We start from the raw sequence: 23,612 nt of genomic DNA, 5'->3' as shown, positions 1-23,612 counted from the left end.
TACGGAAATAAAACCTTGGAGACTCCTCCAGCTCCTGCTGCCGGAAAAAACTTGCCAATCAGGAGAAGGAAAAGCCCCAGGTTTTATTTAATTGCCGTATGATCTAATTTATTTAACTTGCGTTTCAGCTTGCGCTTGCGCGTCGCTTAGCGCTTTGTCGATCTCTTTGCCGCCAAGGTAATTTTGCATTTCGACAACGAGAATATCCTCAATCGCGTACGTATGCATACCGTAGTTCACCCGTGGTATTTGCTCCGTCCATTTCGCGAAGTCTTCTACTACTTTTTGGCCGCCGAAGAATTCGTCCGCTTCTTTATACGCCTCGCCAGCAGCTGCTGCTTTAAGCGTTCCGATAGCGCCGATTTCCTTCACAAGCTTCTGGTAAAGGTCCACGTCAGAGCCAAACGTTTGTTTCAAGAAGTCTGCCGCCGCTTCTTTGCCGTCAACATTCATGACATACCATGAGCTGCCGCCAAGGTTAGATGCGTGAACCGCATTTGGCGCTTTTGCTAGTTTAGGGAAAGGAACGACTGCCCATTTGCCGGATTGTGACGCTTCTGCTTTAACCGACGCCGTAATCCAGTTGCCCGTAGGCACGGTTGCTACTTCGCCGCCGTTGAATGCGCCGACAAATTGACTCCAATCCGAAGTTACTTTTACGATATCTGCGCCCATAAGCTCTTTGTACGTTTCAAATGCTTCCTTCAGCACTTCGTTGCCTGCAAGGTTAGGCGTTGTGCCGTCATCCTTCAAGTACCAAGAGCCAGCGGATTGAATCATCATTCGAATGAGGCCAAGATCGTTAGGATCCTGTGTTAGCAGCGATTTGCCTGTTTTTGTTTTTACTGCTTTGCCGATTTCGATTAGTTTCTGCCAGTCGATATCCTGCAGGTCATCGATTTTGAAGCCTGCTTCTTCCAAGTAATCTCTTCTTACGTACAAGCCCGCCGCGCCGGAATCGAACGGAACGCCGTATTGTTTGCCGTCTAGGCTAGTCGGCCCGATTTTATAATCGGCGAAATCACCCGGTTTAATGAAGTCCGTCAGCTCGAAGAAAGCATCCGGGTAAGCTTGCAGGAAGCTTTGCGCACGGTAATCCTCGATCAATACGATCGTTGGCAAGCTTTTTGTCGTACCCGCATTTAGGCCTGCGTTCAATTTTTGAATGATATCAGCCTGTGCATTCTCTACAATATTTACTTTCAAAGTGGAATCCGGGTTTTTAGCCTTGTAAGCTTCGCTTGCCCGCTCCATCGCTCCGATATTAAATGCCTTATCCCATGCCCATACTGTAATTTCTTTTGTTCCTTCAGCAGTCGTGCCGCCGTTATTCGGTGCATTGTTTTCTTTGCCGCATGCCGTAAGCAGCACGAAGCTGGCTAACATAATAACGAGTAATTTTTTCAATTCCTTCAACCCCTTTTAGTAGCTGTAAGCTCTTTTCTGAAAGCGTTTGCCGGCTAACAAGATTCATTATAGCAACTCGGGAAAATGACTCGTTAGCAATATATTTGTGTGGATTTGTCATTCTATTGTTACCTTTCCCATCGTTAATATGTAACTAGAAATAATTTTGTGAATTGGTACTTTTTTTAGGTCTTATGCAGCGGCAATCTAATTTTCACGCGGGTCCCTTCACCATCGCCGCTCGCAATCGATACGCCAAACGGTTCGCCATAAAGCAGCGTGATCCGGTCATGCACGTTGCGAATGCCGATGCCGGAGAAGAAATGGCTCGTGCTAATGGAGGCATGCTCGGGATTTTCATGGTCATAACCGCTCATCCCTACGCCGTTATCGACGACCTCGCACACCAACGCGTCTTCCTCGCGGGAAATAAGCACATAAATATGGCCTTCGTTGCGGTCTTGGAATGCATGAAAGAAGGCGTTCTCTATGAACGGCTGGATGATGAGCTTAGGAATGTGATATCCATAACAATCATCGGATACAAAATAGTTGACCATAATCTGCTCGCCATAGCGCACATGGTTAATAAAAACATAGTTTTTCAAATTAACGAGCTCTTGGGCTACGCTGATCGTCTCGCTGATGTTGCTTACCGTATTTTGCAAAAGCGAGATGAGCGAGTTTATCGTTGCCGCCGCTTTTTCTTTATTGCCCTGCTGCACTAATATTTTGACGGATGCCAGCGTGTTATATAAAAAATGCGGATTAATTTGCATTTGCAAAGCGGAGAGCTCCGCGTTCCGTTGATCCTTCTGCGTCTGAATCAGCTTCTCGATATAATCGTTCAGCTCATCGAGCATATAGTTATAGGCGTTGCCAAGCTCCTTGATCTCATGGCTGCCTGTAACGGTAATGTAGTTAACGAAATTATTTTCCGTTATGCCTGACATTTGTTTGGCCAGCATCGTTAAGGACTTGGTCAATCTTCTGGATATAAGAAATACGATGATTAGAGCAACAAAAACAATCGCAACGCAAATAAGCGCGACCGTCTTGAAATCGACCATCTCGCTGAGCACCTCTTGCTTATCGATGAGGTTGACCAAATAAAAATCGTACACAGGCAAATAATTGGACAGCACGAGGCTGCTTTTCCCGAGTGCGTTCACATCTTTAAAGCGCAGCTTCTCCTGCTCGATTTCTTTCGCATAGCCAAGCAGATCAAGCTCTTTGCTGCCAATAAGCTCGTGGCGGTTGCTTGATACGACGACACCTGAACGATCCAATATGATCACATCGTTGCCCTTGCTCGTAAAGCTTGAATAAAACCGCTTAAAATCGCTTTCCCTTATCGCAAAATAGAGAATGCCATATTGCTTGCCGCTCGTCCTCTCCATTAGCGCTCTCGAAGCAACGATAGCCGGATCTTCATCGGAAGAACCGGCCACATTTTGTTTATCCAATTGATAAATCAGCTTCTTTGGCTGAATTAACGTATTCACGGTCAAAATGCTGTTTTTAAGCTTCTCCAAGGAGTTTGGCCAATACGAGCTATCCGTTGAGTGGCTATTTTTATTCATGCCCATAATCGTCATCGTAACCGGATACGCCGCTACATTCGATTGAATCCGTTTCATCTGCTGGCTCGCCGAATAGTAGCTGTACAGAGAGGAAAGCGTGTCCATGTCCGGCTTTGTCAAAAAGCCTTTGATCGCGCCATTTTGCATCACGTTGTTGGACGCCGTTACGACCGAATAGTTGAACGACTCAAAGTTGGTCTGGATTTGGCTAATAATTTTCGAGTTCGTAATGCTGAATGTATTCATGAACAGCTTCTCTGACATCTGGATCATCACAATCGAGGTGAGAAGCGATACGGAAATGATGCTGACCAGCGTCACGATAAACATTTTGATAAAAAGGCCGTGATATTTAAATTTGTCCAAAAAGCCTTTCATAACCTAATCCCTCTTTTTGCCGGTATATTGTTTTCTGTAATGGCTTGGCGACAGGCCCGTTAACTTTTTAAATACCTTCGTAAAATAGCTATGGTCCGAATAGCCGACCATCCCGCTAATCTCTGAAATGGACGCCATATCCTGCTGCAAGAGTTCGGCTGCCTTCCCCACTCTAATCTTGTTCAAATATTCGCTAAAGCCTTCCTTATTATGCGATGTGAAATAGGTCGAGAGATAAGATGGATTAAAGTGGAAATGCTTCGCGATTTCCGTTAGACTGAGCGGCTCGGCATAATGCTCCTGAATAAAATGAAGCAGCTGCGTCATGTTGGGATTGCCGCTTGCCGCGCCTCTTGACTCGATAACCGCGCTCGCCTCCGCAATAAAGGAATGGAGCAGGCCAAGAGCCTCGCTAACATGCGTCGATTCGCCGATCGATTTGAAATAAGCATATTTCGCTTCGTCCAGCTTTTTCATATTGGATTCAAGGCGGCCGAGCAAAATCGTAATATTAAAAATAACGTTGCCCAAAAAAGACTTAAACTCAAATACGTCGGTCGTATAATGGCTTGCAAGAACACGGACATGATCCAGCAACATCCCAAACGCCTCTTCAAATTGTCGCCGGTTCATCTGCTCAGTAAAATGATTCATATTAAATGGGCGTGCTTCTTCGGTTGCTCGCGGAAGCTCTCCATGTACGATTAAATGCTGGGATGCCGGGAGGAAGTAGCGATATGCGTTTATTTTCAAAAAGCTGTCCTTATAGTTTGCGCCAAGTTCACCCAAGCCGGTAAACGATTCGCCTATGGTCCAGCCGATCTCAGGAATCTGCTCGCCCATCCTTGCGGCAAGAGTTCGGGCGATGCCCGTCAACCTATCCTGGTCGCGGACATCCAAATTGACAAGGACAACGACCATATTCGGTTCGGTTGGCAGGTGAAAATAAACCGCTTGCGGCATGCTGGCATCGAGTTCATTTGTGATTTCTTCCAGCCGCTTCGAATCAGCCTGCCGCTCCCTGCTTTTGCCCGTCAGCTGCTTCAAATCGGCTCCGAGCAATCGGAATCCATTATGCGGAAACGCTTCCACGATTACGCTGTTATCGACATCAACCTCATAACCCGAGATGAGCTTATCGAGAACAAGCTTAATCGACAGTCCGGCATCATCGTCGGATTCAAGCAGCTGCAAGGAAGGAATTTTCCGGGCTGTGCGCTTCACGATCTCAAGCAGCTGTATCGCTTCCAGCTTCGGCTTTAAAATATAATCCGCGACCCCGCTTTGAAACGTTGACCGGACGTAATCAAACTCGCCGAAGCTGCTTAATATAATGACCTCGATTTCCGGGAACCTCGACTTAATCGCACGGGTCAGCTCTTCTCCTCCCATAATCGGCATTACGATATCTGTAATGACGATATGCGGCTCCAATTGCTCGATCAGCTCCAGCGCCTCTTTGCCGTTCGACGCTTCGCCGACAATTTCAACGCCCTCGTTCTCCCAATTCAGCAGATGTTTAATTCCCTGCCTTGCTAATATTTCATCATCAACGATAAGTACACGACATGAAAATGCCATTTTGTTACCTCCGCCATCCGTATTGTTCCTCACGATATTCATTTGCTGCTTATTCGTAATAGCTGCGAATGACAATATCCTGATCATAATTGCCAAAGCCTTTTCCGTACAAGGTTAGTCCCCCGCGCCCGCGCGAGACATCCTCTGCGCTGATGCGGAACGTCCACTGGTTACTATCCCATGGCACATCCGTTATTTTAACCGATGAAATTTGCAGTCCATCTATGAAGGTTCCTTGTTCATTAATCCGAATAACCTTCATCAGACCGTATTGATTAACATCAGTATGCCACCATGCTGGCGATAATCGTCCTCTCATACTGCCAAAATCTCCTGGACTTGTCCATACGCCAAGCAACTGGTCATTAATCGTAAACCGAATATCGGATGGCCAGTTCTCATTGGTATGAGGCGCTTCCGACCCTATTTCCATGGATATTTCGATTTCCCGTACCGTCTGGTCCTTAAATAAAAAATTAGGTATTTTGTATTCAACAAATCCTCTAGCAAACCACAAAATACCTGCATGGACACGCTCCGGGTCTAAAAAATAGGTCGGATTGTCATAATGCCCGATCATCTTCTCCGTCGTGGCGATTCCGCATGTGGGCGATGCTTCGATATTCGTATAATGCCCCACAGGCACGGATACCTCAGCGAATTTCCTTGCCTCCGGTTCTTTTTTGGAAAGCCTGATTTGGAGATACTCCGTGCAAAGCGAGCAATACTTATAGGTTCCTCCGTTGACTCTTCGCATCCTATAGCTGACTAGACCCGCTTTTTGCAGCTTGCTGACATGCGTGCTTACAATTGCGCTGCTCAAATATAACACTGAAGCGAGCTCTTTAATATGCATCTCTTTTGTATATAATAAATCGATGATTTGCAAACGCACCTCGCTTGCCAATGCTTCATAAACTCGCAGCGATTCCATATCCGTCGTTAAATACATGTTCACACCCGCTTTACAATTAGTAATTTAGTTAATCCTACTCTCTCATATTGCATGCATTTATTTATTATGATAAATATTAAATACGAAATCAACACTTATGAATTAATTAATTTACTAATTCAACTAGGAGGTTCATCTACCATGTCTATGAAATCAACGATGCTTATCGATAAAAATTTTACCGTCTCCGAGGTCGATCCTAGGCTGTATGGCTCCTTCATTGAGCACTTGGGACGTGCGGTATACGGGGGCATATATGAGCCCGGCCACCCAACGGCAGATGAAAATGGCTTCCGCCTTGATGCGCTTGAGGCGATACGGTCGTTAAATGTTCCGATCATTCGTTACCCGGGCGGCAACTTTGTGTCCGGCTACAACTGGGAGGACGGCGTTGGCCCCAAGGCGGAGCGCAGGCGGCTGCTTGAGCTCGCTTGGTGGACGACTGAAACCAATGAAATGGGGACAAATGAATTTGCGGACTGGGCGAAGCTGGTCGGATCTGAGGTCATGATGGCCGTCAATCTTGGCACACGCGGCGTAGATGCCGCCCGCAATCTTGTTGAATATTGCAATCATCCGTCAGGCTCATATTACAGCGATCTCCGAATCTCGCATGGCTACAAAGATCCGCATAAATTCAAAACATGGTGTCTAGGCAATGAGATGGACGGGCCATGGCAAATCGGGGCAAAAACAGCTGTGGAATACGGCAGGCTTGCGAACGAAACGGCTAAAGCGATGCGCTGGGTTGATCCAACCATCGAGCTGGTCGCATGCGGAAGCTCATCGAGCGGCATGAGCACCTTTGCGGATTGGGAAGCTACGGTGCTGGATCTCACTTACGATCAAGTCGACTTTTTGTCGCTGCATACCTATTACAACAACAACGAGAACGATTCATCCAACTTCCTCGCGAAGTCGCTTGATATGGATCAATTCATCTACAGCGTTACCGCTATTTGCGACTATGTGAAAGCGAAGAAACGGAGCAAGAAGAAGCTCATGCTGTCGCTCGATGAATGGAATGTATGGAACTCGATCGGTACAAGCCGCGCCGCTGAGCGCTGGCAGGTAGCGCCGCCAGAGTTTGAGGATGTGTATACGCTTGAGGATGCGCTGGCAGTAGGCTGCTTCCTGATTACGCTGCTTAAGCATGCCGACCGCGTAAAGATGGCATGCATCGCGCAATTGATTAACGTCATTGCGCCGATTATGACGGAAAATGGGGGACCGCTATGGCTGCAAACTACTTATTACCCGTATCTACATGCTTCACTATATGGAAGAGGTACAGTGCTTCACCCGATTACCTCTTCGCCAAAATACGACTCCAAAGATTTTACGGATGTCCCTTACCTCGAAGCAATTAGCGTTTTCAATGAAGAGCTGGGCGAAATAACGATCTTTGCTGTCAATCGCCATTTGTCGGAGAGTCTTGAGCTTGACGTTGACGTTCGCAGCTTCGGCGAGGTCAGCATCACTGAGCATATCGTTTTGGAGAATGAAGATTTGAAAGCAAGCAACAGCAAAGCAAATCCAGGCAACGTCGTTCCTCATAGCCGCGGCACCGCTAAAGCGGATAACGGTCATGTGAAAGCCACGCTTGGCAAAGCTTCGTGGAATGTCATTCGCCTTCAAACCAAAAAAGGCTAGCCCGCACAAAAACCGCCGGATCCTAGGATCCGGCGGTTTTTTTATTAGTGGATATGCAGCATGCGAACCCGCATGGCGCCCGCTGGCGTAGCAACGTTTATTATATCATCTCTTCGGGTCATCAGCAGTTGCTTACCTACCGGGGACAAGAATGAGATGCAATTTTGCTCAGGGTCGGCATCCATCGGATATACAATTTTAAACGTATCCTTCATTTGGTAATCGATATAATCGATCGTAACCTCGCAGCCGATAAAAACAGCAGGCGGCAAACCTGTCTGCACATCGGCAAGCTCGTTCTCAATAAATTGCACATACTCTGCAAGAAGCTGCTGCGTTTGCTTACGCTCTACGCCTTGCTTAGGGAAATAAGCGTCGAGAAACGCATGTTTCTCTTCGCCGAGGTCGATGAGCTGATGAATGAGCTGCTCTCTGAAGCTGCCTGCTTGAACACTATGGTTCATAGTAGACTTCACCTCCTAAAGACTCATTGCGCGGCAACAATCCTCGAACATTTGATTGAACCATATTCTGCTCCTCCTTATAAAAATATAGACCTCTACGCAGGGAGGTCTTGTTCCCATATTATCAGACTTCCCATAGAAGTCCAGCCTCTTCTCTTTTTCATCCTTAATAGCTTGCATTTCAGCTATCTAATAAAAAGAACCCTCTGCTAGGAAGACAGTAACTAATCGTTACTCTCAGCCGGGCAGAGGGCTCTTCTATACGATTATACATTCAAATTATGGCGTAGTCGCCTCATCGGTTGCTGCCGGATCCATCGTCTCTTCAGGCGTATTATTCACGCCGTCCGTTATGGCATTGCTATTCCCGTCACCATTTACATTCGCGTCATTGTTGCACGCTGAGGCGGTAAATACGACAGCAATGCTCAGCATTGCGATCATGATCAATTTGGCTGCGCTGCGGTTTTCGTTATTCTTTTTCATCCGTTTATTTCCCCTTTCAGCTGGTTGAGTAAGTTTGCTTACGCAATACTTAACCAAATGGGGAAGTTTGAAACGATTTTGTTCATGAGAAAATATTCAGATTTCATTTATAACAAAAAAAAAGACCGTGCCCGGTCTCTTTTCTTTGAAAGCAACTATGAAAACGTCATTTTTAATAAAAAGATTCCGAGCGCGCTTCTGTAAAATGAAATAAGCCTGTTCGATGATTAGAATCTCTGATTTTATCCATAATCTGGCATAAACTGATCATTGAGTCAGCATCTCTCGTCGACGAGGCGATCTGATAAAGGGTATTAAAGCTTCCTAATGCATACTCCTTATTAACGGACCCGTTCTTAAGGTTAGTAAGTACACGCTCGATCTCGCTGTTAATGAACCATACAATTCTTTTCCGAAAATTTAAATTCGAATTATTCATGAGCAACCCTCCGCTGTCGATGAAATAGTACCTGTTAAGTATAGCTCTGAGGCAACTAAAACGTTGTCGAAGCGCGAAGTCGAATAATATTTTTTTCCAACAAAAATCCTGTTTCTTCTCGGCAGGGGCGTTTAGACCGAAATACTCTCGCCTGGCTTTAAGACTGTTCCTTTAAGCCCCTTGCTCTCAAGCTGCCGCACAAAATGATCTGCTTCCTGCTGAATAACAGGGAATGTATTGTAATGAATAGGCACAACCAGCTTTGCATTATACCATTCTGCCGCCTGAAGGGCGTCTTCTGCACCCATCGTATAGTGGTCCCCGATTGGAATAAACGCGATGTCGATAGCATGGCGGTCGCCGATCATTTTCATATCGCTGAACAAAGCCGTATCTCCAGCATGGAGAATGTTAACGCCATCAATGCTCACGATATAACCTGCAGCCATACCTCCATACAAGATCGTTTTTTCCTCTTCCAGCACGATGCCCGAGGAATGGAAGGCTTGTACCATTTTCGCTTTTGCGAATCCAAGATCCACCGTACCGCCGATATTCATATCAATCGTTTTGACACCCTTCCAAGACATATAGGCCGCAAGCTCGGCAATCGCCACTACCGGCGCATCATTGTTTTTGGCAATCAGGTCAGCATCCAAAATATGATCGACATGCGCGTGCGTCAGCAAAACCGCGTCCGTCTGAATAGCCTCGGGCTTTGTAACAGCTAAGCTGTTGCCTCTAAGAAATGGATCGATAATAAGGGATTTGCCTCCCGAGATGATTTGAATGCAAGAGTGACCATGATAAATAATGTCCATGTTATGAAACTCCTCCTCTTTCCTTTTTCTCCATCGATTAATGATTGCCTTGCAACACTTATCTTATAACATGACAGCTGCCCTTCGCTACTTCACCCGCGCGATGACGCGAGCAATTGATGAATCCGCCTGTATACGAAGCGGCAGCGCGATGATCTCAAAGGCGCTAATGCCCGCGAGCCGCTCTACGTGCTTCAAGTTTTCGATGATGAGAATATGATTCTCGAAAAGTTTTTTATGTATGTCAAATGGATATTTATCGGGGGAAGGCGTATCCAAGCCGATCATTTTCACCCTTTTCCGAATAAGCAAGTCTACAAATTGCCCAGTCAGCACCGGATAATCCGTAAAGTAAGATGGCTCGCCATACAGCTCCCCATGGCCGGAATATACGATGACGATTTGTTCCTCTTTGATCAGCTCTTCGTATTCTTCTTTATAGGCAATCGCGCTAACGCCACGTACGTCCAGCAAGACGGCATCGCCAACGAATTGCTCCACGGGAAATTCATCGATATACTGCTGAACGTCCAATAAATGCATCGGCCCATCAATGTGAGTGCCGGCATGCATGTTGATCGACAGCTGATGATTGTTGTAACCATCCTGGCTAATATGCTTGGATTGCTCCAATACGGTGTCCGCATCGCCCGGATACACCGGCATTAAATGCTGGATCGTATGGGTAAGATCAATAATCACTTGGCTTAGCAGCTCCCTTCGACAAAGATTCTCTTCGACTATAGCATAAAAGCAGCATGAGCGAGAATAGTTCCATCTGAGGAAGGCAGCGCTATCTATTTATTGGGTAAGTATCTGAATTGAATAGCTGCTGGGGCGCAGGACGCGTGGTTCATTCGGGTTTAAACGGATGGCTGCAGCACAGCCGACATCGTGAGAAGCGACTGCTTCATGACCGCTTGCTTGACTCTCTTCTGCTGAAGCGGCACGGTAAGCTGAAAAAAGGATTCATCCTGCATAATCGCGATAAGCGCTTTTGTTGCCGTCACGGCAGCAAGCGGTTCGCTCTCGAGCAAATAATAGGCCGCTTGATAGGCGTAAATCTCGTGCCGCTTTAGGATGTCTGCCTTTTGTTGAAGCTCTCGTTTCCTGCTTGGTGTAAGCATCTTCACCGGACGTATTCACCGCTTCAGTCGTATAATTCAACTATATACGAGTTCGGAGCGTCCACCTAGTACCATGTTTGTGTAGTACTTGACAGCGTTTAATACAGCCGATTCATCAATTCGATCTTTTGCTTCATATATGCAACGGCTTCCAAAGGCTCTTTAATTATAGCGTCTCCTGCCAGCCTCCAAATCTTATCGATATAAAAAGGCATATCCTCTGCCGCGATTTGAATCGCTGCTGTTCCGCTGCCATCCTCGGCGCGCTCGATATAAGGAGCAAACCGGGCATCGGATTCGAGCTGCCATACTCCTCTTGGCGTCAATGCCAGCAGCAGCTTAATCTGTTCCAAATGGCTTTTCTGAGGTACATGCAGCAGCGTTTGCCGCTCAATATCTTCCTTGCATGGGATCGAATCATTGAGCGATGCGGCTAGTACCCGATCAGCTCTGAACTGTCTTATTTCTTCACGTGCAAAGCAATAGGCTGGGCAGTACCAATAACCGGAGCTCGCATAAAGGCCGATCGGCTGAATATCCCGCTTCGTTGTGCTGCTCCCCGAGCGATATTCAATCGTAACGACGCTGCGAACCATAATCGCCTGCAGCAACGTTTGAAGCACTTCCGGTGACATTTGCCGATGCGGGCTATAGATCATCACTCTATTTTTTAAGCGGTCAATCTGCTCCCTTATGTCGGCAGGCAGATAATGATAAAACTTATGCAGCGCTGAGCCTGCCCCCTCGCCAAAAGGCAAAGAGCCAAAGTATTCCAAAGACTGGCACGCGAAAAAAATAGCGATTGCTTCGCCTTCCGAGAAGCTGATCGGCGGAAGCAATCTTTCTTGCAGCAGCTTATAGCCGCCGCCTCTGCCCTGGATAGAATAGATCGGCACGCCAAGCTCGCTCAGCTCCTGCAAATCCCTTGTAATCGTCCGGCTGGACAGCCCAAATTCATCGGCCAGCTCTCCGACGGTAAAAGACTTTTTCGCATTGATCCTCATAATAAGCTGAATTAATCGCTGTGACTTTTGCATAGGCAGCCCCCCGCTCTCACTCGATCCTTTGATTTTATTCCACAAATAAGACAATAACTGACTTATTTAAATGATACCATCAAGTTGTATTCGAGTTCAAACGATGATCAGTGGAGGAATGGCGATGACAACACAAAAGCATAACCAACAAACGGTAGGGTTCGTATTTGTGAATGGAGCCGGGCTTGCGAGCGGCATCTGGAGCAAGGTGGCCGATGGATTGGAGCACCCATGCTTGCTGGTTGATTTTCCGCTTAGGGAAGGTACGATTGAAGCAAGGAAAGAGCTTGCTTTGGCGGATTATGTGACTCATATGCAAAAGCAGGTGAATGAGTGGGGAGTGCATAAGTTTATTTTAGTGGCACACTCGCTTGGAGGCGTTCTTGCGCTTAAGCTCGCTTCCTTATTTGCCGATCGCCTGGTCGGTTTTGTCGCTGTTGGAGCAGCCATTCCGAGAAATGGCGGTTCATTTCTATCGGTTCTGCCTTTTCCGAAACGGATTCTATTGGCTGCTATTATGCGGATAATGGGCACAAAACCTCCAGAGTCCGCGATGCGTACAGGATTATGCAACGATCTTACGCCAGAGCAAGCATTGGAAATTACGAATGGCTTTATTCCGGAGTCCATGCGTGTGTATACAGATCGTGTCGATGCTTCCATCCCGGACGTACCAAAGCTGTACGTAAAGCTAATCAAGGATAAGGAATTTGGACCAGCCCTCCAAAATAAAATGGCCTCTCATCTTTCCCCTCAATACGTTCAACGTTTAGAGACCGGACATTTGCCTATGCTTAGCGATCCAACTGGGTTGAGACTCCTATTGCAGAACTTCTTCCTTCATGTAAATGGATAGAAAAAACGACAAGCCGCAGAGATTAATCCTCTTTGGGCTTGTCGCATAGGCAGCTATTTTAGTTGATCCAATAGATTGCGGAAGCTCTTAACCGCCGCTTCTTCCTGCTTTTTAATCGCTTGAAGCAGCCCTATCGATTTGCTCGCATACAAATCGTTATTAGGCTCCCCGCCTTCCGGAAAAGGAAACATGTGATGCAGCGCTTCGTAATTGGAAGCTATCTGCTCGTATTGCTGCGCCGCTTCCCGCAATAGCTCCCGTATTTGAATATCTTCTTCCGAAGCCTCCGGCCAGCTCGTCAACATCTCATTCAGAAATGGCGCTGCTTGCTTGCGCCCATCCATAATAACCGCAATATTGTAGGCATTGCCGTTTGGCTCCACCGTTCCCGCCCGGAATGCATCGCACCATACATCGTACGCTTGAATGCCTTTAACTGAGCTTGCAGGGATGCTCGAAGGCTCCCCATCGTAGTGCTCCACTATCATTTCCAAGGCTAGGCGCAGCTGCTCCTTCCGATTGCTCTCAATCGGCTCATCAAGCGCTAAGACAAAAATCTCCTCGAGCACGCTGCGGCCCAAATTTTCATAAGCAAGCGTATCTAACCGGCAGCACTCATAGGCGTGAAGCAGTCTTTCTTCATCGTCATAGCCATAAATAAGGCCAAACTCAGGAAAAAAAAGATCCCAAGCCAGCACAGGGTAACCCTGCTTTATCGAACGATGGATCAAGTCGAGCGCATCCGGCAGCGCATGATGGATCTCCCTTTTAACCATGGCGTCCTTCCCGATTAACGTTTGGTCGATTAAGTTCGTATTCGGGCCAATAGCCGTATTCATGCCATCAACAAATTTGGCGCGGTAACCTGCGTTTTTTAATCCACGAACCATTACTTCGCCAAACGGATAGGCAGTTGGCCCCGCGATATGAATGCTCTCCGGAACGATATTGATTCGGAATGCTTGGCCCGTCAAACCCATGACCATCGGATAGGTCAGCTCTTTATTCGTGTATTTCAGCATCGCATACAAAGAATCTACTGCCGTGTTCCATGTCCTCGCGTTCGCAAAAGTATCGCTATTCGGTAAAATCGCTTTGCTCATCCATCCCATATCCCTTCTCGTCTTAACATAGGTGTCAACCGTTACGCGGAGTCGTTCCTGCATCACTTTTTTCCGAGATCGCGAAATAATTTGATAAACATTGGCGGATGAAAGCTGGAACAGCTTCGCAATCTCCGGCGGCGACAGCTGGTCAAAAAAATGGGATTCGAAGATAACCCGCTCCCTTGGCTTGAGGCAGCTAATGATCTGCGTCAGCACATGCAGCGTCTCCTTCTGCATGAGTCGCTCCTCCGGAAGCTCCTGCCCGGATGATCGCTCCTCAGCCGAACGATTCAAACGGCGCAAAATGCTATCCAGACCGCTCAGACCATCGGCATCGCTATCCAGCTTCGACGGCATTAGCGCAAGCTCCGTGAATGTCCGTTCCTTGCTAACAGGGCTGCTCTTTAGCCTGGTCATGGCCTGGTTGCGTACGATGCGGTGAACCCATGGCAAGAAACGCTCAATTTCCACTAGCTTCCCAAGATGCATAAAGGCTCTGATCAAAGCCTCCTGCACGATGTCCTCAGCCAGAAACGATTCCTGCGTAATGGTTTTGGTGTAGCCGTAAACCTGCGCTCTATGCCTTCTAACCAGTTCGCCAAAAGCTTCATGCTTGCCAGCTTGCGCATGCCTAACTAGCTCCCCATCCTCAAGCTGATCCCATTTTTGCTCATTGTCATCCAAGTTAATCAAGTTCATACTCCTCGCAAAATAAAGTTGACCTACTCTATAGACTCGCGGTCCATGCGATTTCTGACAAAAAAATGACTCCCTTCTCAAAAAGGAGTCATTGGTATGCTGACTAACTAAATATTAAGTCAAAGGAACCTGTTTGGACAAGCGCTCCAATTTATCTAGATACGGATTGATTTCAGCTTGCATCCCTTGCAGCGATTTAAGCACAGCCTTGTTTTTCTTCACGATTGACGCTGAGGGACTGCTATTTAAAGCCGCGGAATAATTTTTCTTCACGGCACCTTTCGTATACTGGATCGTATCGAATTTCCCATCCTTCCAAACCTTTCTCATGCCAACATTGGTGCCAAACAGCTGTAAATTCAATTTGGAATCTTTGTAATTGAAGCTGTAAGGCTGGTCAGCTAAAGAATGAGCAACGGAATAACCCGCTACAAAACGATCATTAGCAAAAGTGCCATATTGGATTTTATGCGATTCAACCTTGCCGTTATGGTCAATGACCTTTGTAAAATAAGAGCCGCTGCCGACTTTCAAATCGTTTTTCCATTGTCCGTCGTATGTAAGCACATATTCTTTGTTATCGTTCTTAAAGTCGGTCTTGTACTTGTTCACATACTTGCCGTTCCCCGTACGCTTGCCATCAACCCAGTCTCCGGAGTATGTTTTCGTTTGATACCATGTCATCGTGCCTTTACCATGCGGTTTGCCATTCTTTAATTGTCCGAAGTAAAGGACGTTCTTGGAAATAACTAAATACTCTTTCTTAGCAGCCGCGCTGGCAGTGGATGCCCCCCATGCCGATGTTGTGAAAACAAATGCCAAGATCAAACTAAATGCATAAAATGTTACTTTTTTCATAGGCAATCACTTCCCTTTCTGTATATGTTTAGTTTCATTCTATTAGGATAATAAACACGTTATGCGATTTCGAAACAGGATGCAATAGTAAAATAGGCCTTTCCTCCAACCGGGAAGAAAAGCCTAATGAACAAAAAAGTACTTATGCCTTCCGATTCACAAAATAAATGCTGAGCAGAATGAGTACTAAGCCAAGCAAAAGCGTGGCGGTAAACGGTTCGTTAAGAAATAAAGTTCCGGTTAAAATCGCGACTAGCGGAATCAGAAACGTGAAGGAGGCTACCTTGCTTGCCTCGCCAGAATCCATTAGCTTATAGAAAACCAACCACCCGATCGCGATGACAAAAACGGAAATGAACAGCAGTGTCATCATGAACGCTGGCGTCCAATGGACGTCGGACCAGCTTTCTACGCCTGAGCCCAAAGATGTCATAAACAGACCGCCGATCAATAATTGCAGCGCAACAAGCCAAATCGGATCGACGCTTGGCCCCTTCTTCTTCACGTAAATCGTACCCAAAGCCCAGCTGAGCGAAGATCCGAGGGCAAGCAATATGCCTGCAACTGAAATATGGCCGGACAAGCCTCCCGCCCCGCTGCAAATAATGCCCACGCCAGAGAAGCCAAGCACGAGCCCCATAATTTTCAAGCCATTCATCGATTCTCCGAGCCACAGCCATGAGAAAAACCCGACGAGTACCGGCTGCAAAAATACGATGGCCGAGAACAAGCCTGCCGGCAAATATTTTAACCCGATCGTTTGCAAGCCATAATATAAGATGACGTTCACGATAGCCGAAATCACATAAATCAACCATGTTTCGCGAAAATGCAATCGTTTATAGCGCGGAATTGCGATGACTAGCAGCAGCACGCCGCCGAGCAGCGTTCTTATTCCGGAAAAAAGCACCGGCGGCATGAACGAAAGCGCATATTTGGAAAGCGGCCAATTGACCCCCCAGACGATGACTAAAAATAAAATTAACAATACGGTATGTTTTTTTGACAGCTTTTGCATGATGAAGGACCCCTTGTTGTATGTCTGACGAAATAAAGAAATGAAATCACAAGCTTGATGGAGAAATCAGAAAAGGAGCACCCTAGGCTGCTCCTTGTTTTAATATGGGGCTGACGGCCGCTCTGACGGAGTAGCCAAATCTTCTGCTGTAATGGCAAATAGAGCATGGTCTTCCCAAATGCCGTTAATTTTCAAATATCTGCTTGCTAGCCCTTCATGACGGAAGCCTGCTTTCTCCAGCACGCGGATCGAGGGCTTGTTTCTAGGCATGACGCCTGCCTGAATCCGGTGTAGGCCAGCTTCTCCCAAGCCATATTGAACGCATAATAAGACTGCCTCCGTTGCATATCCTTTGCCGTTATGCTCCTGATCAAGAAAATAACCAAGGTTCGCATTTTGAAACGGACCGCGCGCAACGCCGGATAACTCAATTCGCCCAATGAGTTGATTGGTTTCGTTTAAAAATATGCCAAAGGGAAACGCTTGATCATTTTCGGCTGCCTTCCTGCCATTCATGACCTGAATGCTTTGTTCTTCAAGCGTGTAATAATGTTCAGGCCGGATGGGCTCAAACGGCTGCAAAAAAGCAAAGTTTTTTTGCCTTAGAGCCAGAAGCTCCGCCGCGTCATTGCCTTCAAGCAGCCTCAAATAAATTGCAGTACCTTTCATTGCCATTCTGTCCCTTCATGCTGTCGTTACGCAGCCAGCTCAGCTGAGCATGCTGCAAATGATAATCTTCAAGCATTATACGTGAGCTCACATGCCCCGTCAATGGTTGCCTTCGCCTCGCGGCTCCTAAGACGCTCTGCCAAATCAACAGCTTGCTGCATGTCTTCATGCTGGCTCGACCAGTGCCAGCTCCCGTATCTGCCAATGCTGTAGATATGGTTGCTTTCCAGATACCGGTGAAGAGTCGCTGTTAAGCTTTGGTTTGGCATGCAGTAATTATGCTCCAAATAAATCGGCTTTAAGGTGATGACATCGTTCACATCGTCGATGACCCCTATCTCGATCAGCTCCTCGATAATGATCGGCAGCAGCTTCAGCGCGTCATCTCTTTGCTCGAAATACAAGGGCGAGCATTCCACATAGATAGAGCTGTAGCCCTGAGGCGCCAAGGCTGGCTCAACGCTGCTATAAAAGCCCATTCGATAAAAATGGTATTTCATCTCCGGCACATAAACCCAGCTTTTGCCCGCGTGGAACGGTTTTTGCCTAACGCCTAGATTCACAATCAGCCCTTTGCTCGAAACGAGCCGGTCCGCCAGCCGCCCATAGTGTGGCTCAGCATCCTCGATCATGTGTATGAGTGTCGGCAAAGGAATCGTAGACACGATCGTATCCCAAGGGCGCTTCTGATTGTTCACGACCATCGTTTTATTTCGTAGATTGATCGATTGCAGATGGGCATTTAAGCTGACATTGGCGTGCTTTGATAGAAACATCGGAATCGCTTGCGCTCCCATATCGCCCTTCGGATACACAAAGGAAGAATTGTAACCAGCAGCATTGTCGCTTACTCGCACATTCCGAACGGTTTCAAATTTGCCGGTATCGATGCTTGTTAAATCCTCTACCCCAAACATTTTAATATTATAGTCGCGAAAAAAAGCATCAAATAAAGTCCGCCCATACGAATGAAGCAGCATTTCATAATAGTTGGTATACGATATTTTCTCAGCCTGAATCGTTTTTAATTCCCGGTCTACGCGCCGAACGAAGTCAACATCCGGATTAGCCATATAGCTTTGTTGAAATGGGAAATCGTACAGCCTGCCTTCTAAATAGACGTAAGCAGAACGATTATGCTTGACTAGCGGCAGCCCATCGAGCAGCTTCAATGCGCCAGGGGCATGTTGATGGTGGAACCAATGACCGCCCACGTCAAAGCCAAAGATGCCAGCCTCCGTATTCACCTTGTAGGATAATGCTTTCCCGCCTAAGGATGAATGTGCTTCAAGCACGGGAACATTTCCAAATGCTTTGGCAAAGGATAATCCCGTTACGCCCGCTCCAATTACGGTAAAAGCCATTAGTTCCTCACCCCGCTCCCTTTTCTTTTCCGCCTGCTTTTGATTCGGCGGTAAGACCCATCGCTTCCTTGATAACGGCGTTTACAGCTCGGACATCGTATTTTTTAACCGCCAGCTCCCTGCTCTTCACACCCATCCTCAGTATCAGAGCTGGATTTAAAATAAATCTCTCCATCGCTTCAGCCAAAGCGGATACCTCTTTTGCCGGGACTAAAAACCCATTATGTCCGGAGACAACCGTTTCCCTGCAGCCCGGCGCGTCCGTCGTAATAACCGGCAACCCCATCGCCATCGCTTCAAGCGCCGACTTAGGCGTGCCCTCCCTATAGGACGGCAGAACAAATACGGAAGCCTCTTTTAAATAAGGACGCACGTCCTCCGTTTCCCCGATATAAGAAATGTGGCCTTCCTCTATCCAGCTTGTCACCACTGCCCTATCGATTGCGGTTGGATTGCTGTCAAACGGACCTAGCAATTGAAAGACGGCGTCCGGGTACTTTTCTTTTAACCGCCTGGCAGCCTCAACATATTCGACAATGCCCTTGTCTTTGATCAAACGTGCGATAAGCAAAAAAACGACCGGCCGCAGCGGCCTAGCGCTTAATTTAAACTTGTCGAGATTGACGCCAGCGCCGCCTACGATCAATGCCTTATCGCTTCTCAATAGCTGCAAATGTTGAAACAGCTTTAAATCGTCAGCATTTTCGAATAAAACCTTCGTGCATCTATCCAGCGCAAACCTATACAGCATTTTTACAAATGAAAATAAAGCGGAAGGTTTTCCTGATTGTGCATTGAACGCATAGCCTAGACCCGTAATCATCAACAATACATGCTTAACATTTGAACATGCAGCAGCAATAGAACCGTACAAAACAGGCTTTATGGAATAGCAGCAAAGGATATCCGGCTGATGGCGCTTAAAGGCTTGGACCATTTTGAACATGCTGTATAGATCGTAAAACGGATTTAAGCCTGTATTTTTAATCGGGATGTGAGCGTACACCACGCCAATGGAGGCAAGCTCTTTGTGATAAGGATTGCTAGGCGCTGCTGCTATCACTTCATGCCCTTCCAGCGCCAAAGATTGAATGAGGTCCCAGCTAAAGTTCTTATAATACTTGGCATACGGAACGACGAGCATAATTTTAGCCATATGGTTCCCCCCCGGCTATTCTTTAGGAATGGATGTCCACCTTGCTTAGCATGAAGCCGATACTGGCAAAGACAACAATGGCAGCCGTTATGGAATAAATCATAGAAGCGCTGTAGAACGTACCCGCCAAGGCGGCTATCCCGAGCAACAGGCCAAAACCATAGGTAAAGATCACTGTCTGTTTAATCGAAAACCCCATTTTCACCATTCTTTTGGCAAAATGGTCATTGCTCCCGAGCAAAGGTGATTTGCCTGCCTTCATTCTTAATAAGGAAATATAGATCGTTTCAAATATAGGAATGCCTAGCACAAGCAATGGCGCATAAACCTCGTTCCCCTCGCTCACATCACTCCATTTCACTGCCGCGCTTGCAAGCAGAAATCCGATGGCTAAGCTCCCGGCATCTCCGAGAAATATTTTTGCAGGTTTAAAATTAAAAACGAGGAAGCCGAGGCATGCACCTGCAAGCGCGCACAGCAACAAACCATAAAACAGCTCCCCCTTGCTAAACATGAGCAGGGCAATGAAAAAAGCAGCAATCCCGCCAATGCCAGAAGCAAGCCCGTCCATAATATCAACCAAATTAAAAGCATTGGAAATGCCAATCATCCAGATGAAAAAGAAAATACCATTTATAAGCGTGTTTTGATGGATGAAAAATTCCAATCCTTGCGTCCATACGATGACAGTCGCCAAGCATTGAAAGGCAAGCTTCGTAAGCGGACTTATGCCGTACATATCATCAAATAAACCTAATGATACGATAAGCAATAGACCAAGCAGCAATCCCGCATGCTCGGCATTTATCGATGGTACGAATAGAGTCAGATGTATGATTAGCGTTAAAATGATTGCCATTAAAATCGATAAACCGCCGAGATATGGGGTAGGCTCCTTATGCCTTTTCAAAGAAGAATTCGGATGGTCGACAATGCCTAGCTTTTTAGCCGTTATGATTGCAATTGGCGTTAAAAGGAGAACGAATGCGGCTGCAAGCATAAAAGCGGTAATAAGCATAGCTGGAGCTTGTCCATTATTCACTTTTATCTCCGTTCTTAATAAATGTTTTATAGTTCTTAATAAAGGATATCACACTGCTTCTGGATTAATCCACCAGTTATTTCAAATGGTTCATTATAAAATTCAGACGGTTCAAAGCGATTTATTTTTTTCAAAAAAAAATTTTCATGATTGTATATATTTACAAATGACTCGACATAATAACCTTACATCCAACGAAGGAGTGAACTAACATGAGCAGAAGAAATTCAAACACATTAGTAGTACCGCAAGCAAAGGCAGCACTTGCACAAATGAAAACGGAAGCAGCACAACAACTGGGCGTTCCGTTCTCGCAAGATGGATACAACGGCAATTTATCCACTCGTGATGCAGGTTCGATTGGTGGATATATTACAAAAAAATTGGTGCAAATCGCAGAACAACAATTAGGTCAACGCAACTTCTAGCAAAAGCCAAAAAGCCCTCCATTATCTTCGCGATAATGAAGGGCTTTTTTTATGAGCTATTTTTGAAGATGGTACGGAACCGTCGCAATGACCACATCTTTTTGCGTAAACAGATAGGCGCGGAGCATTAAACTTGTCTGGTTGTGCAGAAAATAATGCCACCAATGCTTCGTAATAAATTGTGGAATGAGAATCGTAATATGATCGGTCTCTCCCGTTTTCCATTCAATCGTATCAATAAACCGCATTAGCGGCCTAATGATGCTCCGATAGCTGGAACGAAGCACAATGAGCCGAACGCCAGGGTTCCATTCCTCCCACTTCTTCTCCATGCGTTCAATGTCTTCGTCATCAAAGCCCACATATACGGCAACCACGTTATCGGTTAGCGATTTGGCATAGCTAAGCGAGTGATTAACGACACGTGTTATGCCCGCTACGGGAACAACAATCGTACTGCCTTTTATGACCGGCTTATCATTTGCCATATTGATCCGCAGCTCATCAGCCATATTCCGGTAATGACGGTGGATACCATAGAAAATAAAGATGACGATCGGCAGGAAAATAAACACCATCCAAACGTGGCTAAACTTCGTAATGATGAAGATCAATGTGATCGCAAGCGTCGTCAGCATTCCAATCGTGTTAATAACAAACCGCGATAGCCAGCCTTTTGGCTTCAACTTCAACCATCTTACCATCATCCCAAGCTGGGATAGGGTGAACGGAATAAACACGCCTACCGCATAAAGCGGAATTAAATTTTCGGTATTGCCATGAAAGGTTATAACAAGGAGTGCGGATAGGATTCCTAAAATGATAATGCCGTTTGAAAATCCCAAACGATCCCCGCGAGCCATAAACATATTTGGCATATATTTATCTTTAGCCAGCATAAAGGCAAGCAGCGGGAATGCGGCGTAAGCCGTATTGGCTGCGAGAAATAAAATCAGAGCGGTTACTGCCTGTATCCCGTAATAAATGACTCCTCTGCCGAATGTGGCATTGGCGATTTGCGATACGACCGTTTCTTTCTCGCTCGGGACAATGCCATACCAGTAGGCTAGCAAACTAATGCCGATAAACATTGCGCCAAGAATAGTCCCCATCATAATAAGCGTCTTTGCCGCATTCCGGTCAGCAGGCTGTTTAAAGTTAGGAATCGCATTCGACATCGCTTCAACGCCAGTAAGCGCTGAGCAGCCGGAGCTGAACGCTTTTAACAACAAAAACAAACTAATATTCGAGACCGCCGAGCCCATCTCCGGCACAGCCGCATGAATGCCGCCTGCTGCATATTTGATCATTCCGGAAATAATAAGCACAAATATTGCGATTACAAACAAATAGACAGGCATGGCGAGAACGGAAGCGGATTCCGTAATTCCCCGCAAATTGATAATCGTCAGCATCAGAATCATCACTAACGCAATGCTGACTCTATGATCATGAAGCGATGGGAAGGCCGAGGTAATGGCATCCGTTCCAGCCGACGTGCTGACAGCGACAGTCAGAATATAATCAACAAGCAGTGAGCCGCCCGCCAGCAAACCAGTCGAGACGCCTAAATTGTCTTTGGCAACGATATAGGCACCGCCGCCTGTCGGGTAAGAAAATATCGTTTGGCGATACGATAAAATTAAAACTAATAATAGACCGAGCACAGCCAGCGAGATCGGAATCGAATACCACACTGCCGCAAATCCGACAGCCATTAACACGATCAAAATCTGCTCTGTACCATAGGCAACCGATGACAGCGCATCGGAGGATAATACAGCTAACGCCTTTAGCTTGCTTAGCTTCTCGCCTTCAATTTCCGCGCTTTTCATCGGGCGTCCGATTAATAACCGTTTAAATCTGCTAACCATGAAGATGCCCCATTTCAATTCATTGGATGATAATCTTTACGTCCTTGGAGTACATTCTCCCTTTAGCATGTTCGCATGTTCATTTGTTATGCACCCTTTTCATCCAACGCTCTAACAGAAGGCCAATCCTAAAATGGACAAAAAAAGCCGCAGGAAAGTAAGGACTTTCCCACGGCTTCTCCAAAAAATATCGGTAGGCACGCGAATAATTCCTCTTCTGGACGCTTACGAGGTTAGCTGACGGATTCGGGCGCAAAAGTCGCCCTAAACTTCGTAAATGAAGTTATTCACCCCTGAGATTAGATCGTATGATCAGCACTCTATGGTTTCCCCGCTTCTTTTTCAGAACTCAGCGATTTAGGTTTATAGGCTATACAAGATATCGTGATTGATCTCGTTTTGAATCATACTCCTTCCAAAAAATATTGTAAAGGAACATAAATAATCGAATTGATTTCAAATCCCGCTATATGAATCCATTTAAACGCTTACATCCCATACAATCTTTTCGTATCGCTCTTATGCTCTCTATCTCAATAGCAATTACCCGTTCAACATAGCAATCCGTAAGAAACCTAGGTCAGTTCGGTATGATAATATGTAAGAAGGAT

The 23,612-nt window shown here is 46.3% G+C and carries 21 protein-coding genes and 1 riboswitch; of the genes, 3 read left to right on the top strand and 18 right to left on the bottom strand.

Going from position 1 to position 23,612, the window contains the following annotated elements; genetic code table 11:
• Positions 1–108: 108 nt before the first annotated feature.
• From A7975_RS00985 to A7975_RS00970, 4 genes are all read right to left on the bottom strand, one after another.
• A complete protein-coding gene (locus A7975_RS00985) occupies positions 109–1,407 on the bottom strand; it encodes an ABC transporter substrate-binding protein (RefSeq protein ID WP_065383880.1) in 1,299 nt (432 codons plus the stop codon).
• A 185-nt stretch (positions 1,408–1,592) separates the two neighbouring features.
• Positions 1,593–3,368 (bottom strand): sensor histidine kinase, encoded by a 1,776-nt coding sequence (locus A7975_RS00980; protein WP_065383879.1) that lies wholly within the window; start codon positions 3,366–3,368, stop codon positions 1,593–1,595.
• A 3-nt stretch (positions 3,369–3,371) separates the two neighbouring features.
• Positions 3,372–4,949 carry a response regulator transcription factor gene (locus A7975_RS00975; protein WP_065384777.1) on the bottom strand — a complete coding sequence of 526 codons (1,578 nt, stop codon included), beginning with the start codon at positions 4,947–4,949 and terminating at the stop codon, positions 3,372–3,374.
• Positions 4,950–4,998: 49 nt separating this feature from the next.
• Complete coding sequence (locus A7975_RS00970; protein ID WP_065383878.1) at positions 4,999–5,901, bottom strand: ArsR/SmtB family transcription factor; 903 nt, start codon at positions 5,899–5,901, stop codon at positions 4,999–5,001.
• A 144-nt stretch (positions 5,902–6,045) separates the two neighbouring features.
• On the opposite strand from A7975_RS00970, the gene arfA reads away from it, so the two are divergent.
• Positions 6,046–7,557, top strand: coding sequence for an arabinosylfuranosidase ArfA (arfA, locus tag A7975_RS00965; RefSeq protein ID WP_065383877.1), 1,512 nt, complete (start codon positions 6,046–6,048; stop codon positions 7,555–7,557).
• Between the two features lie 44 nt (positions 7,558–7,601).
• On the opposite strand, the gene A7975_RS00960 is transcribed toward arfA, so the two are convergent.
• The 6 genes from A7975_RS00960 to A7975_RS00930 all read right to left on the bottom strand — a co-directional run bounded on the left by A7975_RS00960 (position 7,602) and on the right by A7975_RS00930 (position 11,931).
• Positions 7,602–8,021 (bottom strand): GreA/GreB family elongation factor, encoded by a 420-nt coding sequence (locus tag A7975_RS00960; protein ID WP_065383876.1) that lies wholly within the window; start codon positions 8,019–8,021, stop codon positions 7,602–7,604.
• 279 nt (positions 8,022–8,300) lie between these two features.
• Positions 8,301–8,507, bottom strand: a complete 207-nt coding sequence (locus A7975_RS00955; protein WP_065383875.1) for a hypothetical protein — start codon at positions 8,505–8,507, stop codon at positions 8,301–8,303.
• Between the two features lie 570 nt (positions 8,508–9,077).
• Positions 9,078–9,767 (bottom strand): metal-dependent hydrolase, encoded by a 690-nt coding sequence (locus A7975_RS00945; protein ID WP_053375336.1) that lies wholly within the window; start codon positions 9,765–9,767, stop codon positions 9,078–9,080.
• An 87-nt stretch (positions 9,768–9,854) separates the two neighbouring features.
• Positions 9,855–10,469, bottom strand: a complete 615-nt coding sequence (locus A7975_RS00940; protein WP_082197918.1) for a cyclase family protein — start codon at positions 10,467–10,469, stop codon at positions 9,855–9,857.
• A gap of 161 nt (positions 10,470–10,630) precedes the next feature.
• Positions 10,631–10,900 (bottom strand): hypothetical protein, encoded by a 270-nt coding sequence (locus A7975_RS00935; protein ID WP_082197917.1) that lies wholly within the window; start codon positions 10,898–10,900, stop codon positions 10,631–10,633.
• A gap of 92 nt (positions 10,901–10,992) precedes the next feature.
• Positions 10,993–11,931: a helix-turn-helix transcriptional regulator gene (locus A7975_RS00930; RefSeq protein ID WP_053375333.1), complete on the bottom strand. Its 939-nt coding sequence runs from the start codon at positions 11,929–11,931 to the stop codon at positions 10,993–10,995.
• 124 nt (positions 11,932–12,055) lie between these two features.
• On the opposite strand from A7975_RS00930, the gene A7975_RS00925 reads away from it, so the two are divergent.
• A complete protein-coding gene (locus A7975_RS00925; protein ID WP_065383874.1) occupies positions 12,056–12,787 on the top strand; it encodes an alpha/beta fold hydrolase in 732 nt (243 codons plus the stop codon).
• Between the two features lie 53 nt (positions 12,788–12,840).
• Here A7975_RS00925 and A7975_RS00920 read toward each other — a convergent pair whose 3' ends face one another.
• The 7 genes from A7975_RS00920 to A7975_RS00890 form a co-directional block, all read right to left on the bottom strand.
• Entirely contained in the window at positions 12,841–14,592 is a 1,752-nt protein-coding gene (locus A7975_RS00920; RefSeq protein WP_065383873.1) for an RNA polymerase sigma factor, read from the bottom strand.
• 114 nt (positions 14,593–14,706) lie between these two features.
• On the bottom strand, positions 14,707–15,450 hold the full coding sequence (locus tag A7975_RS00915) for an MORN repeat-containing protein (protein WP_082197916.1): 744 nt from the start codon (positions 15,448–15,450) through the stop codon (positions 14,707–14,709).
• Between the two features lie 142 nt (positions 15,451–15,592).
• The gene (locus A7975_RS00910) at positions 15,593–16,468 is read right to left on the bottom strand and encodes a DMT family transporter (RefSeq protein WP_065383871.1); all 876 of its coding nucleotides are present in this window, start codon (positions 16,466–16,468) and stop codon (positions 15,593–15,595) included.
• A gap of 99 nt (positions 16,469–16,567) precedes the next feature.
• Entirely contained in the window at positions 16,568–17,143 is a 576-nt protein-coding gene (locus tag A7975_RS00905; RefSeq protein ID WP_065383870.1) for a GNAT family N-acetyltransferase, read from the bottom strand.
• A gap of 62 nt (positions 17,144–17,205) precedes the next feature.
• Complete coding sequence (locus tag A7975_RS00900; RefSeq protein ID WP_065383869.1) at positions 17,206–18,501, bottom strand: protoporphyrinogen/coproporphyrinogen oxidase; 1,296 nt, start codon at positions 18,499–18,501, stop codon at positions 17,206–17,208.
• 7 nt (positions 18,502–18,508) lie between these two features.
• Entirely contained in the window at positions 18,509–19,657 is a 1,149-nt protein-coding gene (locus A7975_RS00895) for a glycosyltransferase family 4 protein (RefSeq protein ID WP_082197915.1), read from the bottom strand.
• A 22-nt stretch (positions 19,658–19,679) separates the two neighbouring features.
• On the bottom strand, positions 19,680–20,699 hold the full coding sequence (locus tag A7975_RS00890; RefSeq protein ID WP_065383868.1) for a glycosyltransferase family 4 protein: 1,020 nt from the start codon (positions 20,697–20,699) through the stop codon (positions 19,680–19,682).
• A gap of 212 nt (positions 20,700–20,911) precedes the next feature.
• On the opposite strand from A7975_RS00890, the gene A7975_RS00885 reads away from it, so the two are divergent.
• Positions 20,912–21,127, top strand: a complete 216-nt coding sequence (locus tag A7975_RS00885) for an alpha/beta-type small acid-soluble spore protein (RefSeq protein WP_053375324.1) — start codon at positions 20,912–20,914, stop codon at positions 21,125–21,127.
• Positions 21,128–21,183: 56 nt separating this feature from the next.
• Here A7975_RS00885 and A7975_RS00880 read toward each other — a convergent pair whose 3' ends face one another.
• Positions 21,184–23,001: an APC family permease gene (locus A7975_RS00880; protein ID WP_065383867.1), complete on the bottom strand. Its 1,818-nt coding sequence runs from the start codon at positions 22,999–23,001 to the stop codon at positions 21,184–21,186.
• 207 nt (positions 23,002–23,208) lie between these two features.
• A riboswitch (cyclic di-AMP (ydaO/yuaA leader) is annotated at positions 23,209–23,366 on the bottom strand.
• Between the last annotated feature and the right edge of the window lie 246 nt (positions 23,367–23,612).

This window comes from Bacillus sp. FJAT-26390 (genome assembly GCF_001682865.1).
Taxonomy (GTDB): Bacteria; Bacillota; Bacilli; order Paenibacillales; family Paenibacillaceae; genus Pristimantibacillus.
This window is presented reverse-complemented; position numbering and strand designations above follow the sequence as displayed.